Origin of the sequence: Ideonella azotifigens (genome assembly GCF_021043325.1) — a bacterium.
GTDB lineage: Bacteria > Pseudomonadota > Gammaproteobacteria > Burkholderiales > Burkholderiaceae_C > Ideonella > Ideonella azotifigens.
In genome coordinates this window covers 25015-47534 of the sequence record NZ_JAJNKD010000005.1, presented here as the reverse complement: position 1 = coordinate 47534, position 22520 = coordinate 25015, and the positions used below count along the sequence as shown (strand labels likewise).

General features: G+C 68.4%; 20 protein-coding genes. 9 read left to right on the top strand and 11 right to left on the bottom strand.

The genetic code is table 11. The features are described from left to right. Window positions 1-362 precede the first annotated feature (362 nt). From LRH25_RS12810 to LRH25_RS12795, 4 genes are read left to right on the top strand one after another with little or no spacing between them, the layout of a single operon-like run. Window positions 363-875 carry a hypothetical protein gene (locus LRH25_RS12810; protein WP_231011290.1) on the top strand — a complete coding sequence of 171 codons (513 nt, stop codon included), beginning with the start codon at window positions 363-365 and terminating at the stop codon, window positions 873-875. Continuing rightward, window positions 872-2434: a DUF7125 family protein gene (locus tag LRH25_RS12805; protein ID WP_141288021.1), complete on the top strand. Its 1563-nt coding sequence runs from the start codon at window positions 872-874 to the stop codon at window positions 2432-2434. Before LRH25_RS12810 ends, LRH25_RS12805 begins: the two co-directional genes overlap by 4 nt. Beyond that, window positions 2427-4040 (top strand): diguanylate cyclase domain-containing protein, encoded by a 1614-nt coding sequence (locus LRH25_RS12800; protein WP_211361402.1) that lies wholly within the window; start codon window positions 2427-2429, stop codon window positions 4038-4040. Before LRH25_RS12805 ends, LRH25_RS12800 begins: the two co-directional genes overlap by 8 nt. Before the next feature lie 37 nt (window positions 4041-4077). Next, window positions 4078-5100: a GGDEF domain-containing protein gene (locus LRH25_RS12795; protein ID WP_141288020.1), complete on the top strand. Its 1023-nt coding sequence runs from the start codon at window positions 4078-4080 to the stop codon at window positions 5098-5100. Here the strand turns inward: LRH25_RS12795 and LRH25_RS12790 are convergent. The 4 genes from LRH25_RS12790 to LRH25_RS12775 form a co-directional block, all read right to left on the bottom strand. Further along, window positions 5037-5402, bottom strand: a complete 366-nt coding sequence (locus LRH25_RS12790; protein ID WP_141288019.1) for a MerR family transcriptional regulator — start codon at window positions 5400-5402, stop codon at window positions 5037-5039. The two genes, LRH25_RS12795 and LRH25_RS12790, sit on opposite strands and share 64 nt — an antisense overlap. Before the next feature lie 2 nt (window positions 5403-5404). After that, complete coding sequence (locus LRH25_RS12785; RefSeq protein WP_141288018.1) at window positions 5405-6367, bottom strand: DnaJ C-terminal domain-containing protein; 963 nt, start codon at window positions 6365-6367, stop codon at window positions 5405-5407. Between the two features lie 14 nt (window positions 6368-6381). After that, complete coding sequence (locus LRH25_RS12780) at window positions 6382-7038, bottom strand: PRC-barrel domain-containing protein (protein ID WP_141288017.1); 657 nt, start codon at window positions 7036-7038, stop codon at window positions 6382-6384. Window positions 7039-7122: 84 nt separating this feature from the next. Continuing rightward, window positions 7123-7518 (bottom strand): DUF3224 domain-containing protein, encoded by a 396-nt coding sequence (locus LRH25_RS12775; RefSeq protein WP_141288016.1) that lies wholly within the window; start codon window positions 7516-7518, stop codon window positions 7123-7125. A 177-nt stretch (window positions 7519-7695) separates the two neighbouring features. Between LRH25_RS12775 and LRH25_RS33090 the strand changes: the two genes are divergently transcribed. Both LRH25_RS33090 and LRH25_RS12765 read left to right on the top strand, forming a co-directional pair. Continuing rightward, window positions 7696-8496: an AraC family transcriptional regulator gene (locus tag LRH25_RS33090; protein ID WP_231011289.1), complete on the top strand. Its 801-nt coding sequence runs from the start codon at window positions 7696-7698 to the stop codon at window positions 8494-8496. A 167-nt stretch (window positions 8497-8663) separates the two neighbouring features. Beyond that, complete coding sequence (locus LRH25_RS12765) at window positions 8664-10193, top strand: alpha/beta hydrolase (protein ID WP_170201156.1); 1530 nt, start codon at window positions 8664-8666, stop codon at window positions 10191-10193. Between the two features lie 18 nt (window positions 10194-10211). Here LRH25_RS12765 and LRH25_RS12760 read toward each other — a convergent pair whose 3' ends face one another. Next, complete coding sequence (locus LRH25_RS12760) at window positions 10212-11093, bottom strand: aldo/keto reductase (RefSeq protein WP_231011284.1); 882 nt, start codon at window positions 11091-11093, stop codon at window positions 10212-10214. Then, entirely contained in the window at window positions 11090-12118 is a 1029-nt protein-coding gene (locus tag LRH25_RS12755) for a hypothetical protein (protein WP_170200767.1), read from the bottom strand. The genes LRH25_RS12760 and LRH25_RS12755 overlap by 4 nt, the downstream gene beginning before the upstream one ends. Window positions 12119-12558: 440 nt before the next feature. On the opposite strand from LRH25_RS12755, the gene LRH25_RS12750 reads away from it, so the two are divergent. Both LRH25_RS12750 and LRH25_RS12745 read left to right on the top strand, forming a co-directional pair. After that, entirely contained in the window at window positions 12559-15762 is a 3204-nt protein-coding gene (locus LRH25_RS12750; protein ID WP_141286108.1) for a PAS domain S-box protein, read from the top strand. Between the two features lie 4 nt (window positions 15763-15766). Further along, window positions 15767-16159, top strand: a complete 393-nt coding sequence (locus LRH25_RS12745; RefSeq protein ID WP_259372427.1) for a response regulator — start codon at window positions 15767-15769, stop codon at window positions 16157-16159. A gap of 63 nt (window positions 16160-16222) precedes the next feature. Here LRH25_RS12745 and LRH25_RS12740 read toward each other — a convergent pair whose 3' ends face one another. Together LRH25_RS12740 and LRH25_RS12735 are read right to left on the bottom strand one after the other, a co-directional pair. Then, the gene (locus LRH25_RS12740; protein ID WP_141286104.1) at window positions 16223-17236 is read right to left on the bottom strand and encodes an aldo/keto reductase; all 1014 of its coding nucleotides are present in this window, start codon (window positions 17234-17236) and stop codon (window positions 16223-16225) included. A 35-nt stretch (window positions 17237-17271) separates the two neighbouring features. Continuing rightward, window positions 17272-17430: a hypothetical protein gene (locus LRH25_RS12735; RefSeq protein ID WP_170200766.1), complete on the bottom strand. Its 159-nt coding sequence runs from the start codon at window positions 17428-17430 to the stop codon at window positions 17272-17274. A 117-nt stretch (window positions 17431-17547) separates the two neighbouring features. Between LRH25_RS12735 and LRH25_RS12730 the strand changes: the two genes are divergently transcribed. Further along, complete coding sequence (locus tag LRH25_RS12730) at window positions 17548-18462, top strand: LysR family transcriptional regulator (protein WP_141286102.1); 915 nt, start codon at window positions 17548-17550, stop codon at window positions 18460-18462. Here LRH25_RS12730 and LRH25_RS12725 read toward each other — a convergent pair. The 3 genes from LRH25_RS12725 to LRH25_RS12715 form a co-directional block, all read right to left on the bottom strand. Continuing rightward, complete coding sequence (locus tag LRH25_RS12725) at window positions 18455-20359, bottom strand: hypothetical protein (RefSeq protein WP_141286100.1); 1905 nt, start codon at window positions 20357-20359, stop codon at window positions 18455-18457. The two genes, LRH25_RS12730 and LRH25_RS12725, sit on opposite strands and share 8 nt — an antisense overlap. A gap of 200 nt (window positions 20360-20559) precedes the next feature. Next, on the bottom strand, window positions 20560-21618 hold the full coding sequence (locus LRH25_RS12720) for a hypothetical protein (protein ID WP_141286098.1): 1059 nt from the start codon (window positions 21616-21618) through the stop codon (window positions 20560-20562). A gap of 25 nt (window positions 21619-21643) precedes the next feature. Next, window positions 21644-22450 (bottom strand): hypothetical protein, encoded by an 807-nt coding sequence (locus LRH25_RS12715; RefSeq protein WP_141286096.1) that lies wholly within the window; start codon window positions 22448-22450, stop codon window positions 21644-21646. Between the last annotated feature and the right edge of the window lie 70 nt (window positions 22451-22520).

Sequence of the window (22520 nt, the reverse complement as noted above, 5' to 3'; positions counted from 1 at the left end):
CAAACCCTCGCCAGGCCCTGCGCTGCCGCCCGGGCTGTCAAAGGTGCGACACAACGCAAATGCTGCAGGCACCCGAGGGTGCGACAGCGCACAGACGTTCCCGGCAGGCGCGGTTAGCGTGTACCCAGTTGCGCAGTTCTCCTTAGCAAGAGCGCTTCGCTTTGGCATGTCCGTTGCCCTTCAACCTCTCCGCACAGCCCCTTGGGGTCCTGCCCAACACGTTCAGACATCACTTGGCAAGCACCCAGCCTCGGAGGACTTCTCATGCCCCACCCCACTGCCGCCCTGGCACCGTCAGCGCCGGGTGCCGTCGGCCTGACCGGTTCGGCCATTCGATGAGCAAGATCGGCCACGAGCATGCCATGCCTGCAACGCTTCGATTGACGGACACCCCTCCTCCAGCCGCTGCAGGCACGGCAGACGCTGCAGCGAGTGCCGGCTCGCCGCCGAGGCAGGCTGTGCCGGGCAGGCGTGGCGCGCTGCCGCTGGCGGGCAAGGTCGATCACGACGCCGATGCGGCGCAGGTCGCCGAAGCCATGGTGTCGATCTGGCTGGAGATCGAGGCTTCGCTGGCGCCGGTGATCGGCCACCGCGGCATGGCGGCACTCTACGAGCGCAGCCTCTACCTCACGGCCACTTCGCACCCCTGGCTGCCGGTGCCTCATGAAGCGCCGCAGAGCATCGACCTGTCGGCGCTGCAATCCGTCGTGGCCCAGCAGGCCAGCACGGAAGCCTTGCGTGGCGGCAGCACCTTGCTGCACACCTTCTGCGAGCTGCTGGGCAGCCTGATCGGCGATCCGCTCGCGCGGCGCCTGCTGGGCCCTCTGTGGGAGCCTGGCAACGAGGATGCGCAGCGCGAGGTGCAGCACCGATGAGCGCACCGGACCATCCCAAAGGCGGAACGCCGCCCGCACTGCCGCCGGAAGTGCCGCCTGCGCGCGGCCGGGTCAAGATCAACCGCCTGCCCACCGGCGTGCCCGGGCTGGACGCCGTGCTGGGCGGCGGCCTGCCCGATCTGTCCTTCAACCTCATCGCCGGGCCGCCGGGCTGCGGCAAGACCACGCTGGCGCACCAGATGATGTTCGCGATGGCCACGCCGGCCCGCAGTGCGCTGTACTTCACCGTGCTGGGCGAGCCGCCGCTGAAGATGCTGCGCTACCAGCAGCAGTTCGACTTCTTCGACAGCGAAGCGGTGAACCGCTCGGTGCGCTTCGTCAGCCTCGCCGAGGCGGCCCACGAGGGCGACCTGGACAAGGTGCTTCGCCGCATTGCCGCCGAAGTGGAGGAGAGCTCGCCGGGGCTGGTGGTGGTGGATTCGTTCCGCTCGGTGGCCATCGCCACCAGTGCAAGCGGCAACGCCGCGGCCGAACTGCAGCAGTTCCTGCAGCGGCTGGGGATGTTGATGACCAGCTGGCAGGCCACCACCTTCCTGATTGGCGAATACTTCACCGAGATCGACGCCAATCCGGTGTTCACGGTGGCCGATGGTCTGATCTGGCTGCAGCAAAGCGTGCATCGCAACTCCATGGTGCGCAAGCTGGAGATCAAGAAGATGCGCGGCCAGGCCACGCTGCCCGGCCTGCACACTTTCCGCATTGGCAGCGCCGGGCTGGAGGTCTTCGCCCCCGCCGGCCCTGCCGCAGGGCCACCCAAGGCAGCCTCTGCGGACTCATCGGACGAACCGGCCCGCCTGCTCACCGGCGTGCCGGGGCTGGACGAGATGCTGGGCGGCGGCGTGCCGCGCGGCTACTCGGTGCTGGTGGCCGGTCCCTCGGGTTCGGGCAAGAGCATCCTGGCAGCCACGTTCCTGGCCGAAGGCGTGCGCTGCGGCCAGACGGGCGTGATCGCCGCCTTCGAGCAGCACCCGCTGCGCTCGCGCAAGCGCCGGCTGGCCGAACTGATCGACAGCGGGCAGGTGGCGCTGGTCCAGAGCCACGCGCCGGACTTGTCGATCGACGAGATGGTGCAGCGCGTGCTGGAGGCCATCCAGCGGCTCGGTGCGCAGCGGGTCGTGATCGATTCGCTGTCGGGCTTCGAGCTGGCCATCGCGCCCACCTTCCAGGAGGACTTCCGCGCCTCGCTGTCGCGCCTGGTGACCACGCTGGTCAGCGCCGGCGTCACGGTGATGATGACCTCCGAGCTGGAAGACCGCTACACCGACCTGCGCTTCAGCCCCTACGGCACCGCCTTCCTGACGGACGCCATCATCGTGCAGCGCTACATCGAGGTCGACAGCCGGCTGCTGCGCGTGATGGCGGTGGTCAAGGTGCGCGCCAGCGCCCATTCCGACGAGCTGCGCCTGTTCAGCATCAACGACGACGGCATCCAGATCGGCCACCGGCTGGGCGCCTACGAGGGCCTGCTGGGCGGCAGCCCCACGCAGAAGGCAGGAGGCGAGCGGCAGGTGCAGTCGGCAGGGGCAGGCAGTGGTTGAGCCCGCCACGGTCCAGGCCAGCGCTCAGCTGGCTGACCTGCAGCAGCAGGTGGACCGTGCGCGTGCAGAGCTGGCCCATCTGCAGGCTGCGATTGCCCTGGCCCATCCGCCGGCCGAAGCGCCCCCGCCGGACCTGCGGGCGGCCAACGAGCAGTTGCTGCTGTCGGCACTGCGCATCCAGAAGGAGGCCGACCGGGCCGCGCTGGCCGCCGAACACGCCCTGCGGTACGCCTCCGCGCCCAGCGACCGGGACCTGCTGACCGGGCTGCCGAATCCCTCGCTGCTGCGCGACCGCCTGACGCAGGCCATTGGCAACGCGAACCGGCACGGCCAGCAGGTCGCGCTGCTGCTGGTGGACCTGAAGGACTTCCGCCAGATCAACAGCCACTTCGGCCATGCGACAGGCGACAAGGTGCTGCAGCGCGCGGCCCAGCGCCTGGCCTCCTTGGTGGATGCAGGCGACAGCGTGAGCCGCCACAGCGGCGACGCGTTCCTGGTGCTGTTGACCGATGTGCGCCAACGAGAAGACGTGATGGTGCTGGCGGACGCGCTGGCCACCACCACGGCCATGCCCCAGCAGATCGGCGAGCACCTGATCACGCTGGCCGCCAGCATTGGCATCAGCCTCTACCCGGACGACGGCCAGAGTGCAGGCACGCTCATCGAGCGCGCGCAAGCCGCCCTCGATGAGGCCAGGCGACAAGGCTTGCGCCACTTTGCGTTCCCGCCCGAGGATCCGCTGCTGGCGCTGCAGGCCGCGGCCCGCGCCGTGGTGCTGCCCGGCCTGCACCTGGTCAATGACGACCGCGTCCGGCGCGAGCGCGAGGCCTGGCGCGAACAGCTGCACGAAGCCAACGAGCACCTGGTGCTGGCTGCGCTGGCGGCCCAGGCGCTGCAGGCGGCGGCCGAACAGGCACGGACCCGGCAGATGGAGGTGCTGACCGTGGTGGCGCATGAGTTGCGCAACCCGCTGGGCCCGCTGCGCATCGCGGCAACGCTGATGCTCAAGGGGCACGCGGACGACGCCCGCCTGCAGCAGCTGCAGGCCATCATCCAGCGCCAGGTGGCCCACATGACCCGGCTGATCGGCGACCTGCTGGACGTCTCGCGCCTGCACACCGGCAAACTGCGCATCGAACGGCAGACGGTGCACGTGGCCACCCTGATCAAGGAGGCCGTGGAATGCTGCCGGCCGGCGATGGACGCGCGAACGCAGCTGCTGGTGGTGACGGTGCCTGAGTGCCCGCTGGACGTGGACGGCGATCCGGTGCGCCTGATGCAGGTGCTGTGCAACCTGCTGGACAACGCCTCCAAGTACACGCCCATCGGCGGGGAGATCCTGCTGACGGCAACGGCAAGCGACACGACCCTGGTCTTGACGGTGGCCGACAACGGCATCGGCATCACCGCCGAGGCCCTGCCCAGGGTCTTCGAGCCCTTTGTGCAGGACCCGCATGCCATCGGCTTCAACGGCGCGGGGCTGGGCATTGGCCTCACCGTGGTGCGGGAACTGGTGGGCGCGCATGGCGGCCAGGTCGAAGCCACCAGCGCCGGCAAAGGCCACGGCAGCCAGTTCACCGTCACCTTGCCGCTGATCCCCGGTTGAGCCGGCACCCCGCGACGCGCTTGACTGGAAACAGACCATGATCAATGCGCCGGGCCAACACTTGCATGCCGACGCCGTCGCCGAATTGAGCCACCTGAATCGGCAAATCGACCAGGCCTACCTGGCGCTGGCGCGCACGCTGGCCGACCTGCGCGATGCCCAGGCCGAGCTGGGCGGGCACCGCATGATGCAACTGCTGCAGGCCAACGAGCAGCTGGTGCTGGAGGCCTTGCGCCTGCGGAGCGACGTCGAGAGCAGCACCATTGCGCTGGGCGAAGCCACCCGCTCGGTCGAGCTGGATCCGCTGACCCGGCTGCCGAACCGCACGCTGCTGGCCGACCGGCTGGTGCAGGCCATCGCCGGGGCGAAGCGGCACGAAGCCAGGCTGGCGCTGCTGTTCCTGGACCTGGACCACTTCAAGTGGCACAACGACTCGCTGGGCCACGCCATTGGCGACCGCATCCTGGTGGAGATCGGCGAGCGCCTGACGGCCTGCGTGCGCGAGACGGACACCGTGTGCCGCCTGGGAGGCGACGAATTCGTGATCCTGCTGGCCGAGGTGAGCGAGCCGGGCGACCCGATGCTGGTGGCCCGCAAGATGCTCGCCGCGGTCAGCTCGCTGACCCACGTCGGTCAGCACGAGGTGGCGCTGGCCGCGAGCATCGGCATCGGCCTCTACCCTGACGACGGCACCGACGCGCAGACGCTGCTGGACGCCGCGGACGCGGCGATGTACCGGGTCAAGCATGCCGGCGGCAACGGCTTTCGCTTCGCCCAGGCTGCCCTGCAGCAGGCACATGCGCCGCCTGACACAGCCCCGCTCTCGGCGGCACTGCTGCACGCCAGCACGCGCAACGCGATGGCATTGCTGCGGAGCGCGAACGAGCAGTTGGTGCTGTCTGCGCTGGCCATGAGCGCGGCGCGTGAAACCGAGCTCAACCTGCTGCCTGCGTGGCCAGGGCCACCCTGGTCTGCCCACGGGCATGCCAGCCCGGCTCAGTTGCCGTTCCCGCCCCCGTCGCCCTCGCCGCCATCCCCGCCGCGAGACAGCAGCAGCTGACGGCGCAGCTGCGCCACGTCCTCGATCAGGTCTGTGGTGAGTGCCGCCAGCTGCGGGTCGGCGTCGAAGACGAGCTCCAGCTGGGCGATGCGCCTGGCCCGCAGCAGCGTGATGCTGCCGAACCGGCGCGAGGCAGCAAGCCCGTCGTCCTCGACCGCGTCCACCCGGAGCACGCCGGCTGCCACGTGCTCATGCACCCATGCCAGCGCCATGCCGCAGGCACGGGCAATGTCCTCGGCGGTGAAAGCCGCCTCGCCCAGCAGCTCGTGCTGCAGTGCAGGCCTGCGTGGTGCGTGGTGCATGCTCAGGCTCCCGTCCAGGCTCGCGGATCAAATGCGGGAAAGGCCTGGGCCATGGCCGCGTAGGCGGCGCGCTGGGCATCGGTCGTGGCGGGCGGCAGCACCAGGTCCAGCTCAAGGTAGAGATCGCCGGGCGACTGGCCCGGAATGCCGCGGCCCTTGAGCCGCAGCTTGCGCCCACGTTTCCAGCCCGCCGGAAAACTGACCTCGGCTTCGCCGCCCGGTGTGCGCAAGGTGGACGTGCAGCCCAGCTCCGCTTCCCACGGGGACAGCGGCACGCGCTGGTAGACGTCGCGGCCCTCGGCGCGCCAGCGTGCGTCCGGCTTGAACCGGATTTCCAGCAGCAGGTCCCCTGCCGCACCACCGCCCGAGCCCTGGCTGCCGTGTCCGGCCAGGCGGATGTGCTGGCCTTCGCGAACGCCTTTGGGGATCTTCACGGCCAGCTTGCGCTCGTCGGCCACCACCCTGCCGGCGTCATCGAGCCGGCTGCTGCGCAAGGCAATCGTGCGCTCGCCGCCCTGGTAGGCGTCCAGCAGGTCCAGCTCGATGCTGGCGTGATGGTCGCTGCCCCTGTGCGCCGGCTGCGCCTCGAAGCTGCCATGGCGGGCACTCGCGCGGCGGCTGCGCGCCGCCCGGCCGAAAAGCTGCTCGAAGAAGTCGCTGTGGTCCGCCTCGCTGCCCATCGAATCGGCAAAGGCGAAGCCTTCGTCCCAGTTCGGCGGGGGCCGGAAGTCCTGCCCGTCATGTGCATGCGGCTGGCTTTGCAGCTGGTCATACGCGGCCCGTCGTCCAGGCGAGCCCAGCACCTCGTTGGCCTCGTTGAGTTCGACCATGCGCGCGGTCGCGTCGGCCTCCTTGCTGACGTCCGGGTGGTACTTGCGCGCCAGCTTGCGGTAGGCCTTCTTGACCTGCTCGGGCGTCGCGTCCCGCGGCACGCCGAGGATCCTGTAGTAGTCCTTGAACTCCATGCCCTATCTCCGGATCACGCGACCACCTTGTCCGGGAGCATCTCGTGGTACTCCGGCGCCCCCCTGACCTGCTCGCTGGTCAGGGCCACGTGCACGGTGCCTCGCACCAGGTCGAGCTTGTCGACCGAGGCCGGGGCCAGCAGGACCTTGCGCCCGCCTGGCCCCCGGCCATTGGTGTCGACCAGCAGGAAGGCAATGCGCCAGGTCTCGGTTTCGAAGAAGAAGTCCCGCACTTCGCCCACCGTGTCATCCAGGGCATGCACCTCGCAGCCGTTCACCTCCAGGCTGTTGCAGACATGCGCGTCCAGCGCGGCAGCCGGCTGCGCTGCAGCGGCCGGGCCCGCGCTGCGTGGCCGGTCCCCTGGCTCGATGCGGGGCAGCATGTCCCGCTCGTTCGGCTCCGCCAGCGTCCGGGTCTGCCGGGCCGAAGGGCTGCCCGCGGCCTGCGCATGGGTCAGCGTGACTTCGATTTCGTTCGAGCGGTCAAACGAGCGCCGGATGAAGCGTGGCGAGACCAGGATGCTGCGACCGCGCTGCTCGTGCTCCAGATCGACGGCCAGGTAGCGGATGACCCAGGTGCGGGTGTCAAACAGCACCCCGCTGACGGTGCCTATCCTGCCGTCCTCGCCGTACATGATGGCGCCGGTGATGTGGCGGATGCTGTTCAACATGGTGGGCTCCTGACTCGGATGGGGTGCACCTCCATGGTGGCGCCTGGGCAGCGTCCCGTCCGTGCGCACGCGCACGTTGGCGACTCAAGGCGGCGACAACTGCCAGTCCAGCTGGTAGAAATGCTGGCCGTCGCGGATGTCGATGTTCATCGTGCCGCTCAGGCCCGCCAGCTCGCCGGTGCCAGAGTCGGGCACCACGCGGATGGTCAGCGAAGGCTGGCCCTTGTCCATCACGCCGAAGTGCATCAGCACGAAGCTGCCGCGGCGCCCGGCAAGCGTGCCTTCCACCCGCTCCATCGCCACATAGCCGGCCGAGCCCGGCGTGGCCGTGCCGGCGGCCAGCATCTCGCCCAGGCTGGTGGCCTGCAGGTCGCCCTGGAAGGTCTTGTGGATGGCCTTGCGGCCCAACTGCGCCGCCTCGGTGCCGGGGGCAACCGGCTGGCTGGGCAGCGTGACTTCGAATGTTCCCTTGGCTTGCATCTGTGCTCCTGTTCGGCTGGTCTGGGCGACACTGGGTGCTGCCACGCTCAAGCCGATGCTGCCTGCGGCCACGGCCCGCAGCAAGCATCGGCGATCGATCGACGGGTTCATGTTCACCTCCATGCGCCGCATTGCACCGCGGCACCGCCACCGATGATTGGAAAAACGCGACCTGCCGTGTCCCGCACCGTTCCCGGCCCCGCCCGCGGCGTGCTGAACCAGCGCCTGGACCCGGCCCGCTTCGTCCATCTGCGCGAAGCGCCCTCGGCCGAGTTGGCACCCTGGGTCGACCACTTCTGGCACGTGGGTTGGGACCTGCGCGGCCTGCCCGACCAGCAGCAGCAAACCCTGCCACACCCGAATGTGCACCTGGTGGTGGAAGACGGCCAGGCACGCCTGTGGGGCGTGCACCGGGCGCGCTTCAACAAGCTGCTGGCGGGCCGCGGCTGGGCCTTCGGCATCAAGTTCCGCGCCGCCGCCTTCGGGCCGTTCTGGGGCCAGCCGGTGAGCCGCCTGACCGACCGTTCCATCCCGGCCGCGGAGGTCTTCGGGCCTGCTGCCGATGCCCTCGCCGCGCACGCCGAATTTCCGGGCATGGCCGTGCTGTGTGCGCAGGCCGAGGCGCTGCTGGCCGCGCAGTTGCCGCCGCCGGACGCCCGCGCGCAGGCCATGGGCGAACTGGTCGAGCGCATTGCCGCAGACCCGGGGCTGACCACCGTGGACCAGCTCGCTGACATCGCCGGCATCGGCGTGCGCCAGTTGCAGCGCCTGTTCGGCCTCCACGTCGGCATCGGCCCCAAGTGGGTGATTGCCCGCTACCGGTTGCACGAGGCGCTGGCGCTGCTGCAAGGCGGCCAGGCCAGGCCGGACGCCGAGCTGGCGCTGCGCCTGGGCTACTTCGACCAGGCCCACTTCGTGCGCGACTTCAAGCGCATGGTCGGCCAGGCACCGGCCGCCTATGTGAAGACGCAGGCCTGAGCGGATGACCACTCGCACCATCGCCAGCGGCGTCGGGTTCGGCGGGGCAATGCGCACACGGTGCATGCCGGGTCGGTCGCCGTGCAGGCTAGACTGCCTTCATCGAGCCCGTTTCCGACTGGCCTTGCAGCCATGGGCCGTGGCGCTTCAATTCGATGGGTTCGTCCATGCCTCAGCTTGCGCCTTGGCGGCTGCTCGCCTTGCTTGTTGGCCTGACCATGCCGCCGCTGTGCCTGGCGGCTGCGGCTGCGCCTGAACGCCACGCGGGCGAAATCCTGCTCAGCCCCGGTGTGGCAACGGCCAACGATGGCTCGGCCATGCCTTACGAAATCGGCACGCTGCACGTGCCGGAGAACCGCGACAAGCCCGGCTCGCGGCTGATCTCGATCGGCTTCGCGCGGGTGAAGGCCTCGCGGCCCACGCAGGCCCCGCCCATCTTCCTGCTCGCAGGCGGGCCCGGCGTGACGATGCTGGACATCGTGCTCGACCAGGACGATGCGGCCAAACGGCGAGTGAAGGCCTGGCAGGCCTATGCGGAGGTGGCCGATCTGGTCGTGATCGAGCAGCGCGGCTACACGCTGCGGGGCGACCTGATGAACCTGACCACGCCGCCAGAGCCGCTGGACCAACCTGCCACCATCGAGCGGGACATCGAGGCCACGCGTGCGCTCGCCCGCGGCGCGCAGGCGGCCTATCCGCAGGCGGATCTCTCGGGCTACAGCATCACGCAGATGGCAGACGACGTGAACGACCTGCGCCAGGCGCTGGGTTACCGGCAGATCAGCCTGGTGGCGGCCAGTTTCGGATCGCAGTGGGCTTTTGCGGTGATGAAGCGGCACCCGGGCCTGGCGGCGCGGGCCGTGATCTCTGCCGCCGAGCCGCTGGACCACGGCTACGACCTGCCTTCGCATGTGTTCGCCGCGATGCAGCGCATCGCACTGGAGGCCGACGAAGACCCGGCGCTGAAGCCTTACCTGCCGCCAGGTGGCCTGATCGCCGCGATCCAGGCCACGCTGGCCCAACGCTTTGCGCCCGGGCAGACGGTGGTGGTGAACCTGCGCAGCGAAGACGGTGGGGCGCAAGACATTACGCTGGGCCGAGGCGACTACCAGCAGGCACTGGTGGAGCGCGCAGGCGATGCCAGCCGCTTTCCTGAATTCGTGATTTCGGCCTACCACGGTCGGCATGAAGGCTGGGCGCGCGAGGCGCTGGATTGGCGCCGGGCCGGCGAGCGTGCGCTCATCAACCCCCTGGTCAACATCGGGCTGGACATGAGCGCCGAGCGCAAGCGCCTGCTGTGGAGCGACCCGGCCCTGCCCATCATCGGCGCCTGGAATTTCGCGGCCTACCTGGCCACCCAGGGCGAGTGGGCCACGCCGGACGCGGGCGACGCCTTCCGCCACCCAGTGCTGGACACCACGCCCGTGCTCTTCGTGCAGGGCGACTGGGACCTTTCCACGCCGATGGAGAACACCCTGGCCATGGGGCCTTACTTCCCCAACAGCCGCACGGTGATCGTGCACCGCGCGCAGCACAACGGCCCCTTCGCGCTGCTGCGCAGCCGGCCGGAGATGGCGGCGAAGGTCCAGGCCTTCCTGCGCACCGGCGAAACGCAGGGCCTGCCGGCCGAGATCGCGCTGGACCCGGTGCGATTCGTGAAGCCCGGCTTTGCCCCACCGAGCGCGCCGCAGAGCTGACTCGCTCGGCCCTGGGCCTCACACCATCGCCAGCGGCGTCTTGCGCGTGGGGGGCGGGAAGGCGGCGTCGATGGCGGCGAGTTCGGCCTCGGTCAGCATGAGGTGCAAGGCGGCCAGGTTCTCGGCCAGGTGGGCATGCCTGACGGCCTTGGGGATGGCGATCACGTCGCCGTCGCGCAGCGTCCAGGCCAGCGCGATCTGCGCCGCGGTGGCGCCGCGGGCGGCGGCAATTTCGGCCAGCGCGGCGCTGCCGGCGAGGCTGCCCTGGCCCAGCGGGCAGTAGGCCATCAGCGGCATCTGCCGGGCCTGGTGCCAGGCGCGCAGGCCGAAGTCCGGGCCGCGTTCGTCCAGCGCGTAGCAGACCTGGTTGGTGGCGCAGCGCAGCAGGCCGTCGGCACTGCTGGCGGCGGGCAGGCCTTCGAGTTCGACCAGGTCGTGCACATCGAAGTTGGACACGCCCCATTCGCGGATCGCACCGCGGGCTTTTTCGGCCTCGAAGGCATCCACTGTTTCGGCCAGCGGCACGCCGCCGCGCCAGTGCAGCAGGTAGACGTCGATCACATCCAGCCCCAGCCGCTGGCGGCTGCGGTCACAGGCCGCCGGCACGCCCTTGCGGCTGGCGTTGTGCGGGTAGACCTTGCTGACGATGGTCAGCTCCTCGCGGCGGACCTCGCCCGCACGAAGCGCCTCGGCCAGCGCCTTGCCGAGCACCGTCTCGGCGCCGCCTTCGCCGTACATCTCGGCGGTGTCGAACAGCCGGTAGCCCAGCGCGATGGCGTGGCGGATGGCGGCGACCTCCAGCGCCGCTGCGCGCGTGGATTCGCCCATCTTCCAGGTGCCCAGCCCGAGGGCCGGCACCCGCTCGCCGGTGGGCAGTGAAACGGTGCGAACAGGATTCATCGTGATGCGGGCGTTGGTTTGGGTTTGAGCAGGTAGGCCGACTGCGCCGCAGTGAGCGTGTTGAACGCGGTGCCGGTGATCCAGCCGTTTTCATTGATGGCCGCCGCGTTGGCCAGCACCCAGCCAGCCTGGCGCGTGGCCAGCGAGAGCACGCTGTTGAGGTCGGTCGCCACGCCATCCTGCCACAGCACCGCGTGCGAAGCGGCGTTGGCCAGGGTGAGGCTGTAGCCGACGATCTGGCCGGCGTTGTTGATGTCCGTGGCCAGGCTCAGCGAGCCGCCCAGCGTGCCCAGGTCCACGGGGCTGTCGTTCTGCCACCAGGTGGCCGTCTGGCCGTTGGAGCCGACCACCTCACCTGCGTCATTGATGCCGTAGCCGTAGCCCGGGCCCAGGTCGGTCGGCACGCCGCCGGTCCAGCGCACCGCGTGCACGGCCACGTTGCCTGTCACCGCGCTTTGGCCGGCCACCTGGCCGCTGGTGTTCACCGCATAGGCGCCGCTGTAGCTGCCGCCCAGCGTGCCCAGGTCGGTCTTGCTGCTGCCCTGCCACACGGTGGCGTGGCTGTTGTTCGGGTCGCTGGGGCTGAAGTTGCTGAAGCCCACCACCACGCCCTTTGTGTTGATGGCGTAGGCGATGCTGGTGCGGCCGCCCAGCGTGCCCAGGTCGGTCGCCACGCCGTTTTTCCACAAGGTGGCGTGGGTGTCGCCCTGCACCGTCAAGCTCTTGCCGGCCGCCCAGCCGCGCAGGTTCACGCCTTGCGCCACCGAAGCGCCCGGGCCGCCCAGGCCAGGCAGCGCCGCCGGCGTGGCCTGCTTCCAGCGCGTGGCCTGCGCCGGGCCGTCGTCCGCGAAGCCGGTGGAACCGACGACCTGCCCCAAATCGTTCAGGCCATTGGCCCCGCTTTGCACGCCGCCCGCCAGCGGTGCCAGCAAGCTGAAGCTGTAGCGCTGCTGGGCCTGGGCTTGCGCGCCCGCCAGGGCGGTGGCCAACAACAGCGAGGCGGTGACAGCGAGGTGTCGGCTCATGGGGGCTCCTTCAGATGCAGACCACGCATCACAGGTGGCCGAGCAGGCCAGTATGGGCCGCCACGCGAGGGCCGACAAGCTGACGAACGCGGGATGCGAAAGACGCACCGTGCCGGCCGGCCATGCTGCGCTGCAGCGTCGATGTGGCCAAGCGCAGCCTGCACACAGCTCGGCCTGGCCCAGCTTCGCTGCGATTGCTGCCCGACACTTCACGCGGCCGCCAAATCCTTCAAAACAAAACATTTGGAGACGAGCTGCGCAAAAGGATCAGAATAGGCACCTGATTGGCGCAGATCCTTCGCCGATGGCAACGCCGCACAGTCACTGATGCGGAGCTCTGTCGAGCATGAACACATTGCGGTCGTTGTCGGGGACAGCCCTGGACTTCTCGTCGATGCGGGCTGCGACAGCGAGCACAAGCGCTCCAGCGAGTGGCCCAGATGCAGGAACCTGATGCTTATGCGGCCAGCAGCGCCGACGCGGTGGTGACGGTCCCGAGCGAGCTGGAAGTGCTGCGTGCAAAGGTCGCCGAACATGAACGCGCTCCGAGGGGCGGCGGACTGGTGGACCTGCTGCGCCACGACGAGTTGCAGTTTCGCCGCGTTGTCGAGGAAATGTCCGAGGGCCTGATGGTCTTCGACGTTGAAGGCAATGTGGTCTTCCAGAACCGCGCCTCGTTGCGCCTCCATGGTTTCGACGAAACAGAGCGCGGCGAGATGGGCCGCGCAGCGCTGCCGGTCCTGTGGGAGGGATGGGACCCCTCTGCGCGACGACTCGAGATCGGAGACTGGCCTGCATCGCGTGTGCTGCGCGGCGAACAGGTGCAGGATCAGGTGCTGCGGGCCGTCCGCCGCGACACCGGCAAGGAGTTCTGGGCAAGCTACAACGGCTCGGCGCTCCACGATGCGGAGGGCAAGGTGAATGCCTCCTTCATCACCATCCGGAATATTTCGCCCCAGGTGCGCGCCACCGAAGCCCTGCGCATCAGCAAAGAGCGTCTCGGCCAACTCTTCCACTCCGAAATGATCGGCTTGTTCTACTGGGAACTCGAAGGCGGGATCACCGATGCCAACGACAAGTTCCTGCGGATGGTTGGCTACACGCGCGGCGAGCTGCTGGCCGGAAAGCTGAGCTGGTCGGCCTTGACGCCGCCCGAGTACGGATTGCGCGACCAGGCGGCGCTGCGCCAGTTGAATGCCGAGGGCGTGGGCACGCCCTACGAAAAGGAGTTCATCCACAAGGACGGCACACGCATTCCGATCCTGATCGGGTCGGCGAGCCGCGACGGCGAACTCCGGGAAGGGACCGCCTTCGTGCTGGACATCAGCGATCGCAAGCAGGCAGAGGCAGAGACGCAGCGACTGGCTGCCATCGTCGAATCATCCAATGACGCCATTGTCAGCAAGGCGCTGGACGGGCGCATCGCGAGCTGGAACCGGGCGGCCCAGACCATCTTCGGCTATTCCGCCGAGGAGGCCATCGGGCAGCCGGTTCAGATGTTGATCCCGACACACCGGCAGGACGAGGAGATGCGCATCCTCGCGGAGTTGGCACTGGGCAAGTCCGTGCCGGCCTTCGACACGGTTCGCCTGCGGCAAAACGGAGAACAGATCGATGTTTCCGTCACCATCTCGCCGATCAAGGATGCTGCGGGCCGCGTGATCGGCGCTTCGAAAATCGCCCGCGACGTCTCGCGCCAGCGACGGGCAGAGGCCGCCCTGCGCGACAGCGAGGCGCGCCTACGCTTCACACTAGACGCCGCCCGCGTCGGTGCCTGGAACCTCGACCTCGCGACCGGCGCCATGCAGCATTCCACACGCCATGACCAATGCTTCGGCTACGGCGAACAGCAGCCGGACTGGCATCTCGACACATTCTTCCAGCACGTGCATCCGGAAGACCGGGCCGAGGTCGAGCAGAGCCTGCAGGTGGCCATCACCGAGCTGCGCGACTGGCGCGTCCAGTGCCGTGTGGTCTGGCCCGATGGGTCCCTGCACTGGATCAGCCAGCACGGCAGCGTCCAGCGCGAAGGCGGCAGGGCCACGCACATGCCTGGCATCGTGATCGACATCACCGAGCAGCGTGAGGCAGAGCGCGCGCGGCTGGAGGTGCAGCGGCTGGAGGCCGAGAACCGGCAGATCCAGGAGGCCACCCGGCTCAAGAGCCAGTTCCTGGCCAACATGTCGCACGAACTTCGCACGCCGCTCAACGCGGTGATCGGCTTTGCGGAACTGATGCAGTCGGGCTTCGTCAAGCCCGATTCGCCCAAGCACCAGGAATTCCTCGGCCACATCGCCAACAGCGGACGGAACCTGCTGCAGTTGATCAACGACGTGCTGGATCTGTCCAAGGTCGAGTCGGGCAAGTTCGAGTTCTTCCCGGAGCCCTTGGACCTGGCCTCGATCCTGAAGGAGGCACAAGCCGTTCTGCACTCGGCGACCAGCCGCAAGGACATCGTCATCTCGATGGCCATCGATGCCGGCCTGACCGACCTGAGGCTGGACCCGGCACGACTGAAGCAGGTGCTCTACAACTACCTCTCGAACGCCATCAAGTTCTCCGCATCGGGCGGGCATGTCGTGGTGCGGGTCATGGCCGAGGGAGCCGAACACTTCCGGGTCGAAGTCGAAGACTCGGGCATCGGCATTTCGCCGGCCGACCTGCCACGCCTGTTCACCGAATTCCAGCAACTGGACGCGGGCTACAGCAAGCAGCACCAGGGCACCGGCCTGGGCCTGGCGCTGACGCGCCGGCTGGTCGAGGCGCAGGGTGGCCAGGTCGGCGTGCGCAGCACGGTGGGGGTGGGCAGCGTGTTCCATGTCGTGCTGAACAGGGTGCATGGACAAGACACCCAGCGCGCCGAAGCCGCGGCGCGGAGGGTGCAGGAACGGGAGGCCGGCCGCGTGCTGGTGATAGAGGACGACCAGCGCGACCAGGCACTGCTGGTCGACGCGCTCTCGCAGGCAGGCTTCGAGGTGGATGCCGCTGCGGACGGCCCGTATGCGTTGCGCCGGGCACGTGAAACGGCCTATGCGGCGCTGACGCTGGACCTGAGCCTGCCGGGCATGCGCGGGCTGGAACTGCTGGGCGACATCCGCAGCCGGGGGGCAAGCCAGGCGTCGCCAGTGGTTGGCGTGACCATGCCGGCGGACCTGGCAATGAGTGCCACCTTCGCCATTGCCAACGTCCTGTGCAAGCCCATCCGCGGCGACGAAATCACGTCGGCCATGATGCGCTTCAGGTTGCCGGCACCGGGACGCGCCAATGTCATGGTGATCGACGACGACACGGCGTCGCTCGACTTGATGTGCGCGACGCTGAAGAGCATCGGCATCGACGCCGTCTGCTTCCAGGATGGCCGCCAGGCGATGCAGGAGATCGACCACTGCCGCCCAGATGCCATCCTGCTCGACCTGATGATGCCGGAGTTCGACGGCTTCCAGGTGCTCGACGCCTTGCAACGCATGCCGGCCTGGCGCGAGGTGCCGGTGTTCATCTGGACCAGCATGATGCTGACCGACGACGAATATGCGATCCTGGCCCGGTCGGCGCGCGCGATCCTGGTCAAGGGCGGCGGCGCCATGGCGGCGGTGCTGGAAAGCGTGCGACGCTGGGGCCAGCCCGCTGCGACGCATGCGGGGTGAAGCCGTGAGCAAGCCCCGCGTGCTGATCGTCGACGACAACGCGATGAACATCGCCATCGCCCAGTTCGTGTTGCTGGCCGCGAAGTTCGAGGTAGACACCGCTGCCGACGGTGCGCAAGCGATTCAGAAGGCAGCGTCTTTCAGGCCGGACCTGATCCTGATGGACATCCAGATGCCAGGCAAGGACGGGCTGGAGGTGACACGGGAACTGAAGGCGGACCCGGCCACGCGGCACATCTGCATCGTGGCCTTCACCGCCTTTGCGATGCAGGGAGACGAGGCCAGGATGCGCGCCGCTGGCTGCGATGGCTATCTGTCCAAGCCGATCGACGTCAAGCAGTTCGGCTCGCAGGTGCTGGCCTGCCTGGCAGCGTCAAGGACGCCCCGCGCAGTCTGACTCGCACCGCGAGCGTGCACCTGGCGCTCCGTCGCCCTCTTCGTGGCCCTGGCGAACCCGAACTCAGGCACCACCCGGCAGCGGCGCCGCAGGATGCACCAGCCCCGCCTGGCGCAGCTCGCGCCAGAAGTCGGCCGGCACCACCTCGTTCAGCGCAGCGCGGTCTTCGGCGATGCGGCTGGGCTGGCTGGCGCCGGGGATGACGGCGGCCACCGCCGGGTTGGCAAGCGAGAACTGCAGGCCGGCGGCCTTCATGCTGACACCGTATCGGTCCGCGATGGCCTTGATCTTCGCGACCTTGGCGAGGATGGCGGGCTTGGCCGGGGCGTATTCGAAGTTCGGACCGCCGACCAGTGCGCCCGAGCTGTAGGGACCGCCGACGACGATGCCCAGGCCGCCTTCGGTGACCTTGGGCATCACACGCTGCAGCGCGAGCTCGTGGTCCAGCAGCGTGTAGCGGCCCGCGAGCAGAAAACCATCGGGCCGCGGGGCTTCGAGGTCCAGCAGCAGCTCGATGGCCTCCACCTTGTTGACGCCCAGGCCCCAGGCCTTGATGACGCCTTCGTCGCGCAGCCGGTCCAGCGCCTTGAAGGCGCCCTTGCGCGCGCTCTCGAAGGCGGCCAGCCATTCGTCGCCGTAGAAGTCCTGCGCCAGGTCGTGCACAAAGGCGATCTCGATGTGGTCGGTCTTCAGGCGCTTCAGGCTGTCTTCGATCGAGCGCAGCGTGGCGTCGGCCGAGTAGTCGTTGACGATCTTGTTGGGCCGGCCGTGCTTGAAGACGCCGCCCTTCTCGCCCATGTCGCGCGCGTTCACGTCCTCGACTTCGTCAAGGATCAGCCGGCCGACCTTGGTGCTGATGACGTATTCGCTGCGCGGCTTGCCTTCCAGCGCCTGGCCCATGCGAATCTCGGCCAGGCCGGCACCGTAGAGCGGCGCGTTGTCGAAGTAGCGGATGCCGTCGTTCCAGGCCGCTTCCACCGTGGCCTGCGCCTCGGCTTCGGGAATGTCGCGGAACATGTTGCCCAGCGGCGCGGTGCCAAAGCCGAGCTTGCCGGGGAAAAGGTCCTTGAATGCCATGGTGTGTTTCCTTTTGTCAAAGCGGGTTGAAGTGCTCAGGCGGCCGCGGTCTCGGTCGCTTGCGTGAGCGGATGGGCAAGGCTAAATCGGGCATGGCCCTCGGCACCACCACCGAAGAAGGCAGCCACGGGTGCCTCGAACAGGGGAGTGTTCTCTCGCAGGCGGGTGGGGGTGAACAGAATGTCGGTCGACATGGCGGGCGCTCTGTGCAACTGGAGGACTCGTTGGCTTGGAACGAATGATGAAGACTCCGTCTCAATTCATCCAATTTATCTGTTGAATTCCAGACATTCACAAAGCAATATATCTGGATGCGCTACGACCTGAACCTGCTGCCGGTGTTCCTGACCCTGATGGAGGAGCGCAGCGTGACCCGCGCAGCCGAGCGCCTGGGCATCACGCAGCCGGCGCTGTCCAACGCGCTGACGCGGCTGCGCACGCTGCTGCAGGACCCTCTGTTCATCCGCGAGCGCTATGGCATGCAGCCTACGCAGAAGGCCGAGGAACTGGCCCCCGTGATGGCCGCCGCGCTGGCCAGCCTGGACGACCTGATCCTCGGCCAGCAGGCCTTCGACCCGGCCAAGGCCCGGCTGCAGCTGATCCTGGCGCCGAACAGCTATGTGGAATACACGCTGATGCCGGCCATCGTTGCGCGGCTGCGCGCGCAGGCGCCGGGCATCAGCCTGCGCCTGGCGCCTTTCGGCACGGACCTGGCCGAGACCGGCGTGATCTCGGGCAGCACCGCGCTGGTGATGGGCCGCTTCGTGGACCCGCCGGACAACCTGATCGTGCAGCACCTGATGGACGACGGCCTGGCCTGCGTGGTGCGCGCGGACCATCCGCTGGTGACCGGCCAGAAGATCAGCAAGAAGCAATACGAGCAGCTCAAGCATGTGAACGTGCTGCCGCCTGGCCGGCTGCGCGCCGGGCTGTTCCAGGCGCTGCAGCGCGAAGGGCTCAAGCGCGAGGTGGCCGTCTCGGTCACGCACTTCCTCTCGGTGCCCGAAATGGTGGCGGTGACCGACTGCTGCGCCACGCTGCCCGGCCTGATCTGCCGTCGCCTGGCCAGCGACACGCGGCTGAAGGTGCTGCCCACGCCGGTGGACCTGGGCACGTTTCCGGTCGAGATGGCCTGGCACGTGCGCTGGCGCAACGACCCGGCGCACCGCTGGCTGCGCGGGGTCATTGCCGAGGTGGCGACCGAGGTCTCGCAGGCGCCTACCTGAAGCCCGGCGCTGCCCTCGCCTGGCGGGGACGCGATGGCAGTGCTGTCACGGCGCGCCGCCCACCCACCGACAAGGGAACGAAATACGGATCCGACACCGAGAGGAATCCACCAGTGATGACCGCCGTGGTGCCCGCGCCGGGGATCTGGCGGACCGGGTCCTCCAGCAGCACCGTCCCGTTGAACCCGATGGTCCGCTGGCCCTGATCATCGAGCGCCGAGACCGTGACACCCGCGCAGGCATCCGCCAGGCACGAGAAGCTGCGCGTGTCTCCCGCGGTTTGCAGGAAGATCTTCAGCACGGTGTTGCCGGACAGGACCACGTGGATGGTGTTGAGTGGGGACACGCTGCCGTCGATCGGGACCACGTAGGTCGAGACGCTGAAGTCGACCGCATCATCGATGCCGGGGACGTAATACGGGTAGGCGCTCTTGAAGGTGTAGTAATCGTCGGAGCTGGGCGGCGGTGGGCAGACGTCCAGTGCCGGCGTGCTGTCACTGAAGCTGACGGTGTTGTGCTCGATGCTGGTGCTGCAGTCCGGGGTGAATCCCGCGCCGGGCACCCGGTTGCTCAGTGTTGCAGTGACGGTCATTGCCACGGCGCTGCCGAGACGGCCTTCGCTGTCAACTGCCGACATCGGCACGTTGTGCAGCGCGAAGTTGCGCGCGCGCAGTGGGTCGCCATATTCGTCCACGCTGTCCAACGGTTCGCTGATGGTGACGCCGGTGCAGGCCGCTTGCTCGCAGCGGTACAGCGTCAGGGGGTTGCCAGTCTCGGGGTCGTACCACCACACGTCGATGCTGGCAACGCTCGTACCGTCGCTCACCAGTTCCAGGTAGTAAGGTTGGTCGCCGTCCTGGCTGCCCCAGTTGTAGTCGGCCTGAGACGCTCGTTTGTTGGCGCCGGCCTCGTACATGCAAAGGCCTCGTACGCCGCCAGCGGGATCGAGCAGGTAGAACTTGTCGTTGTCGCAAGGCAAGGTGGGCAAGGCTCCCGCGCCGGCCAGTGCACCGTCAAGGGCGACCTTGGTGCCAGCCTGCGCGCGGAGTTGGACGCCGGCCAGCGTGATCGGCACCGTGTCGTCCGCGGTCAACGCGCCGACCGTGGCACCGGCGCATGCGGTCTGGCTGTCGCAGCCAAAACTGCCTTCTCGGGTGACGTAGGCGATCCGGATGACGGCCCCGTTTTTCACCCTCAGGGCCAGCGTCGATCCCTCGATGTCGGCGAAGTTGAAAACGCGGACGAGATTGCCGCTCATGAACTGCGAGCTGCTGTCCTTCTGGCAGAAGTGGTTGGCAGCAATGCCGCCCGTCACCGCCACACGGGTGCGACTGCAGCGCTGCTTCTGGGCAGCGACCTCGCCGGCCAACTGCGCCAGGCTCGAAGTGGCCGCGGTGAGCGCGTTGTTGAGCACGACGATCTGGTCGAACATCGCATCGCCGGGTGCGTTCTGCATCGGCGTGGTGACCCAGTTCTGGCTTGCGATGGACGAGTTCAGCTCGACCTGGCTCACGCGTGCCAGGTAACGCGTCACCTCGGCCTGAGCGGTCGCCACCTCGGCGTCAGTGAACGCCGGCACGCCACCTTGCCCTGCGAGGGTGTTGTCGAAGTAGGCGGCAGGGTCGGTCCCGAGCAGCCAGGCGGTTGTCAGCGTCGTCAGTGGCGTCAGGTTGGCCGTGCCGTCCCTGGTTGCCGGGGCGAGAAGGCGAATGCCGTCCAGCACATTGGCCGACAACAGGTAAGGCGGCGCCAACTGATCCAAGGTCACGTTGTAGTGGGTGGTGACCGTGACGGCGCTCGTTTCGCGCGCGATGCCTGCGCTGCCTTTCACACCGACGTCCAGGCCGCGAAAGTTGCCCATGTCCATCACCACGCCGTCGCTCACCGTGCCGCTCATCGAGGGCGGGACGGTCGCAGAGGGCGCCTCGCTGCTGCCCTCACCGCCGCCTCCGCAGCCGCACAGTGCCAGCGCGATCACGCACGCCGCGCTGCGCGCCATCGAGCGAGGTAGAGCCGCTGATCGAGGGCTGGTTGCGACAGGGTTGGCGTTGAGCTGAGGTTTCACGCGACGACGACTCGGTTGGGTTGGCAGGGTGTTCACGGCAGGGGCAGCCGGCCGTTCACAACCATGGATTCGGCCGAGCCTCCGCTGCCGCTCGGCATCAGCGTCGTGCCGGCAAACGCGATGCTGCGCAGTCCTGGGGGTGCGCCGTGCTCGGCGTCCTCGATGGCAACACCTGTGCAGGCGCCGCCTTCGCAGGCGAGCGAGCCCATCTCGACGCGCGAGACCCGCCCGTGCTCGTCAACGCGAATGCGCAGCGCCGGTCCTGCGTACGGCAGGTAGCCGATTTGTTCACCGCCGCCCGGCAGGCTGCCCTGCTCGTTGCCGGCATCAGCGCAGAACTTGCTCACCTGGCCGCTGCTGGCAACCAGCGCGAGCGCCTCCCCAGCGCAGGCCGACTCGTCCACGGCTGGGACGGCCAGCGCTGCGCTCACCCGGATCGGGGCCGCTGTGGCATCGGCATCGACCATCGCCGGCGCGAAGTCGGCAGCACGCATGCCTTTTGGGCGCTGCGGTGGCAGTACCCGCAACAGCGTGTCGGCGAGCACGATGCGATGGGTCGAGTTCGGCTGGTTCTGATCGAAGCTCACGCCTGCACAGCCGGCCTCGTTCTCGCTGCAGCCGTAGCGCGCGCCTTGTGCACTCGTCAAGGTGAGCCGATGCACGACGGGGCCGATGGTCTCTGCACGCAGCGTCCAGCCGGAGGTGCCGCCGATGGTCTGGACCTCGTGGATCAGGGTTTCGCCGCTGCGCCGTGTGCTGGTCGGCGTGGCGCATCGAGGTTCAGGCGGCATGGCGCCAAGCGCCAGCCTGATGCTTTGGGCCGCGCAGGCAGGTGACGAGTCCGAGGGAGCGCGTGCGCGTGCCAACGGCGCTGCTTCGGCGAGCGAGGCAGTGAGCGCCACGAATGGCGTCGCCTCGGAACGCACCGCGGCGGCGGGCTGCGGCGAAGGCCGGGGCGAATCGTCCGCCCCGACCATCCACCACCAGGCAAGCAGCAGCGCCAGGCCGGCGACTGCCAACCCGGCAACTGCCAACCGGGCGATGGCCAGCCCACCTGCCCGCCCGGAGCCTTGCATCGCGGTCGCGCTCATCGCCTGTTCCGGCTGCGGCAGCGTGTCACTGGCAGACGTAGCCCGACATCAGGACCTCGATGTCCGACTGGCCTTCTTCGCCACCTTCATGCAACCGCAGCTTGGAGGTGTGGGCCACCGTGTCGATGCCGGTGGCGCAGGTCAGGCGCGCGAAGACCCACGGCGACCACGGGCTGCTGATGCCATCGGGGTCCAGCGCGTTGGTGTCGGCCCGGAAGTTGATCCAGGTGTTGTCGCGCGTCGGGTTCAGGCCGCTCGGCGAGCCCGCGTACTCCCCCAGGCCCTTCTTCGTGCGGCCCGAATACTCGAGGTACTTGTTGGCCTGGGCCGTGTCCACATTGGTGCCGCCAGCGACCGTTCCCATGAAGTAGGCGATCTCCACCGTCGCGCCGGTGGGCACGGCATGGAACATGTCGTTGATCTCGAAGGTCTCGCCATCCGAGTTCCAGGTCGATGTCGTGTTCAGGTTCGCTCGCATGCCGAAGATGAACTTGTTGGTGGCGTCGCAAGTGCTGCCGTTGGTGCTGTGGCACCAGACCCGTTCGTAAAGCTTGCCGACCACGGCGGTGCCCGTGTCGCCGGTGACCGAGATGTTGGTCGTGCGCTGCGGTACCGAGGTCGCGACGATGTAGCCGTCTGCTGCGTAGCTCGGCAGCGCGGTGATCTTGCAGGTGGCCAGCGTGGCCGATTGGGTGCCGCTCGCGCTCTTCGGATTGCAGGTCGAGAGCACGGGGCTGCCAGAGTCGCTGACGGTGACCCAGCCGGCCTGCGCGCCCGCATGGCAGAGCAGGCCGGCGGCGGCAATGGCAGAGAGCAGGAATCGAGATGTCATGGTGTCTCCTTCGTGTTGTGCGCGGGAACTTCCCGCGCGTTGATGAAGCGATTTGGAGAGGGGTGCGCGC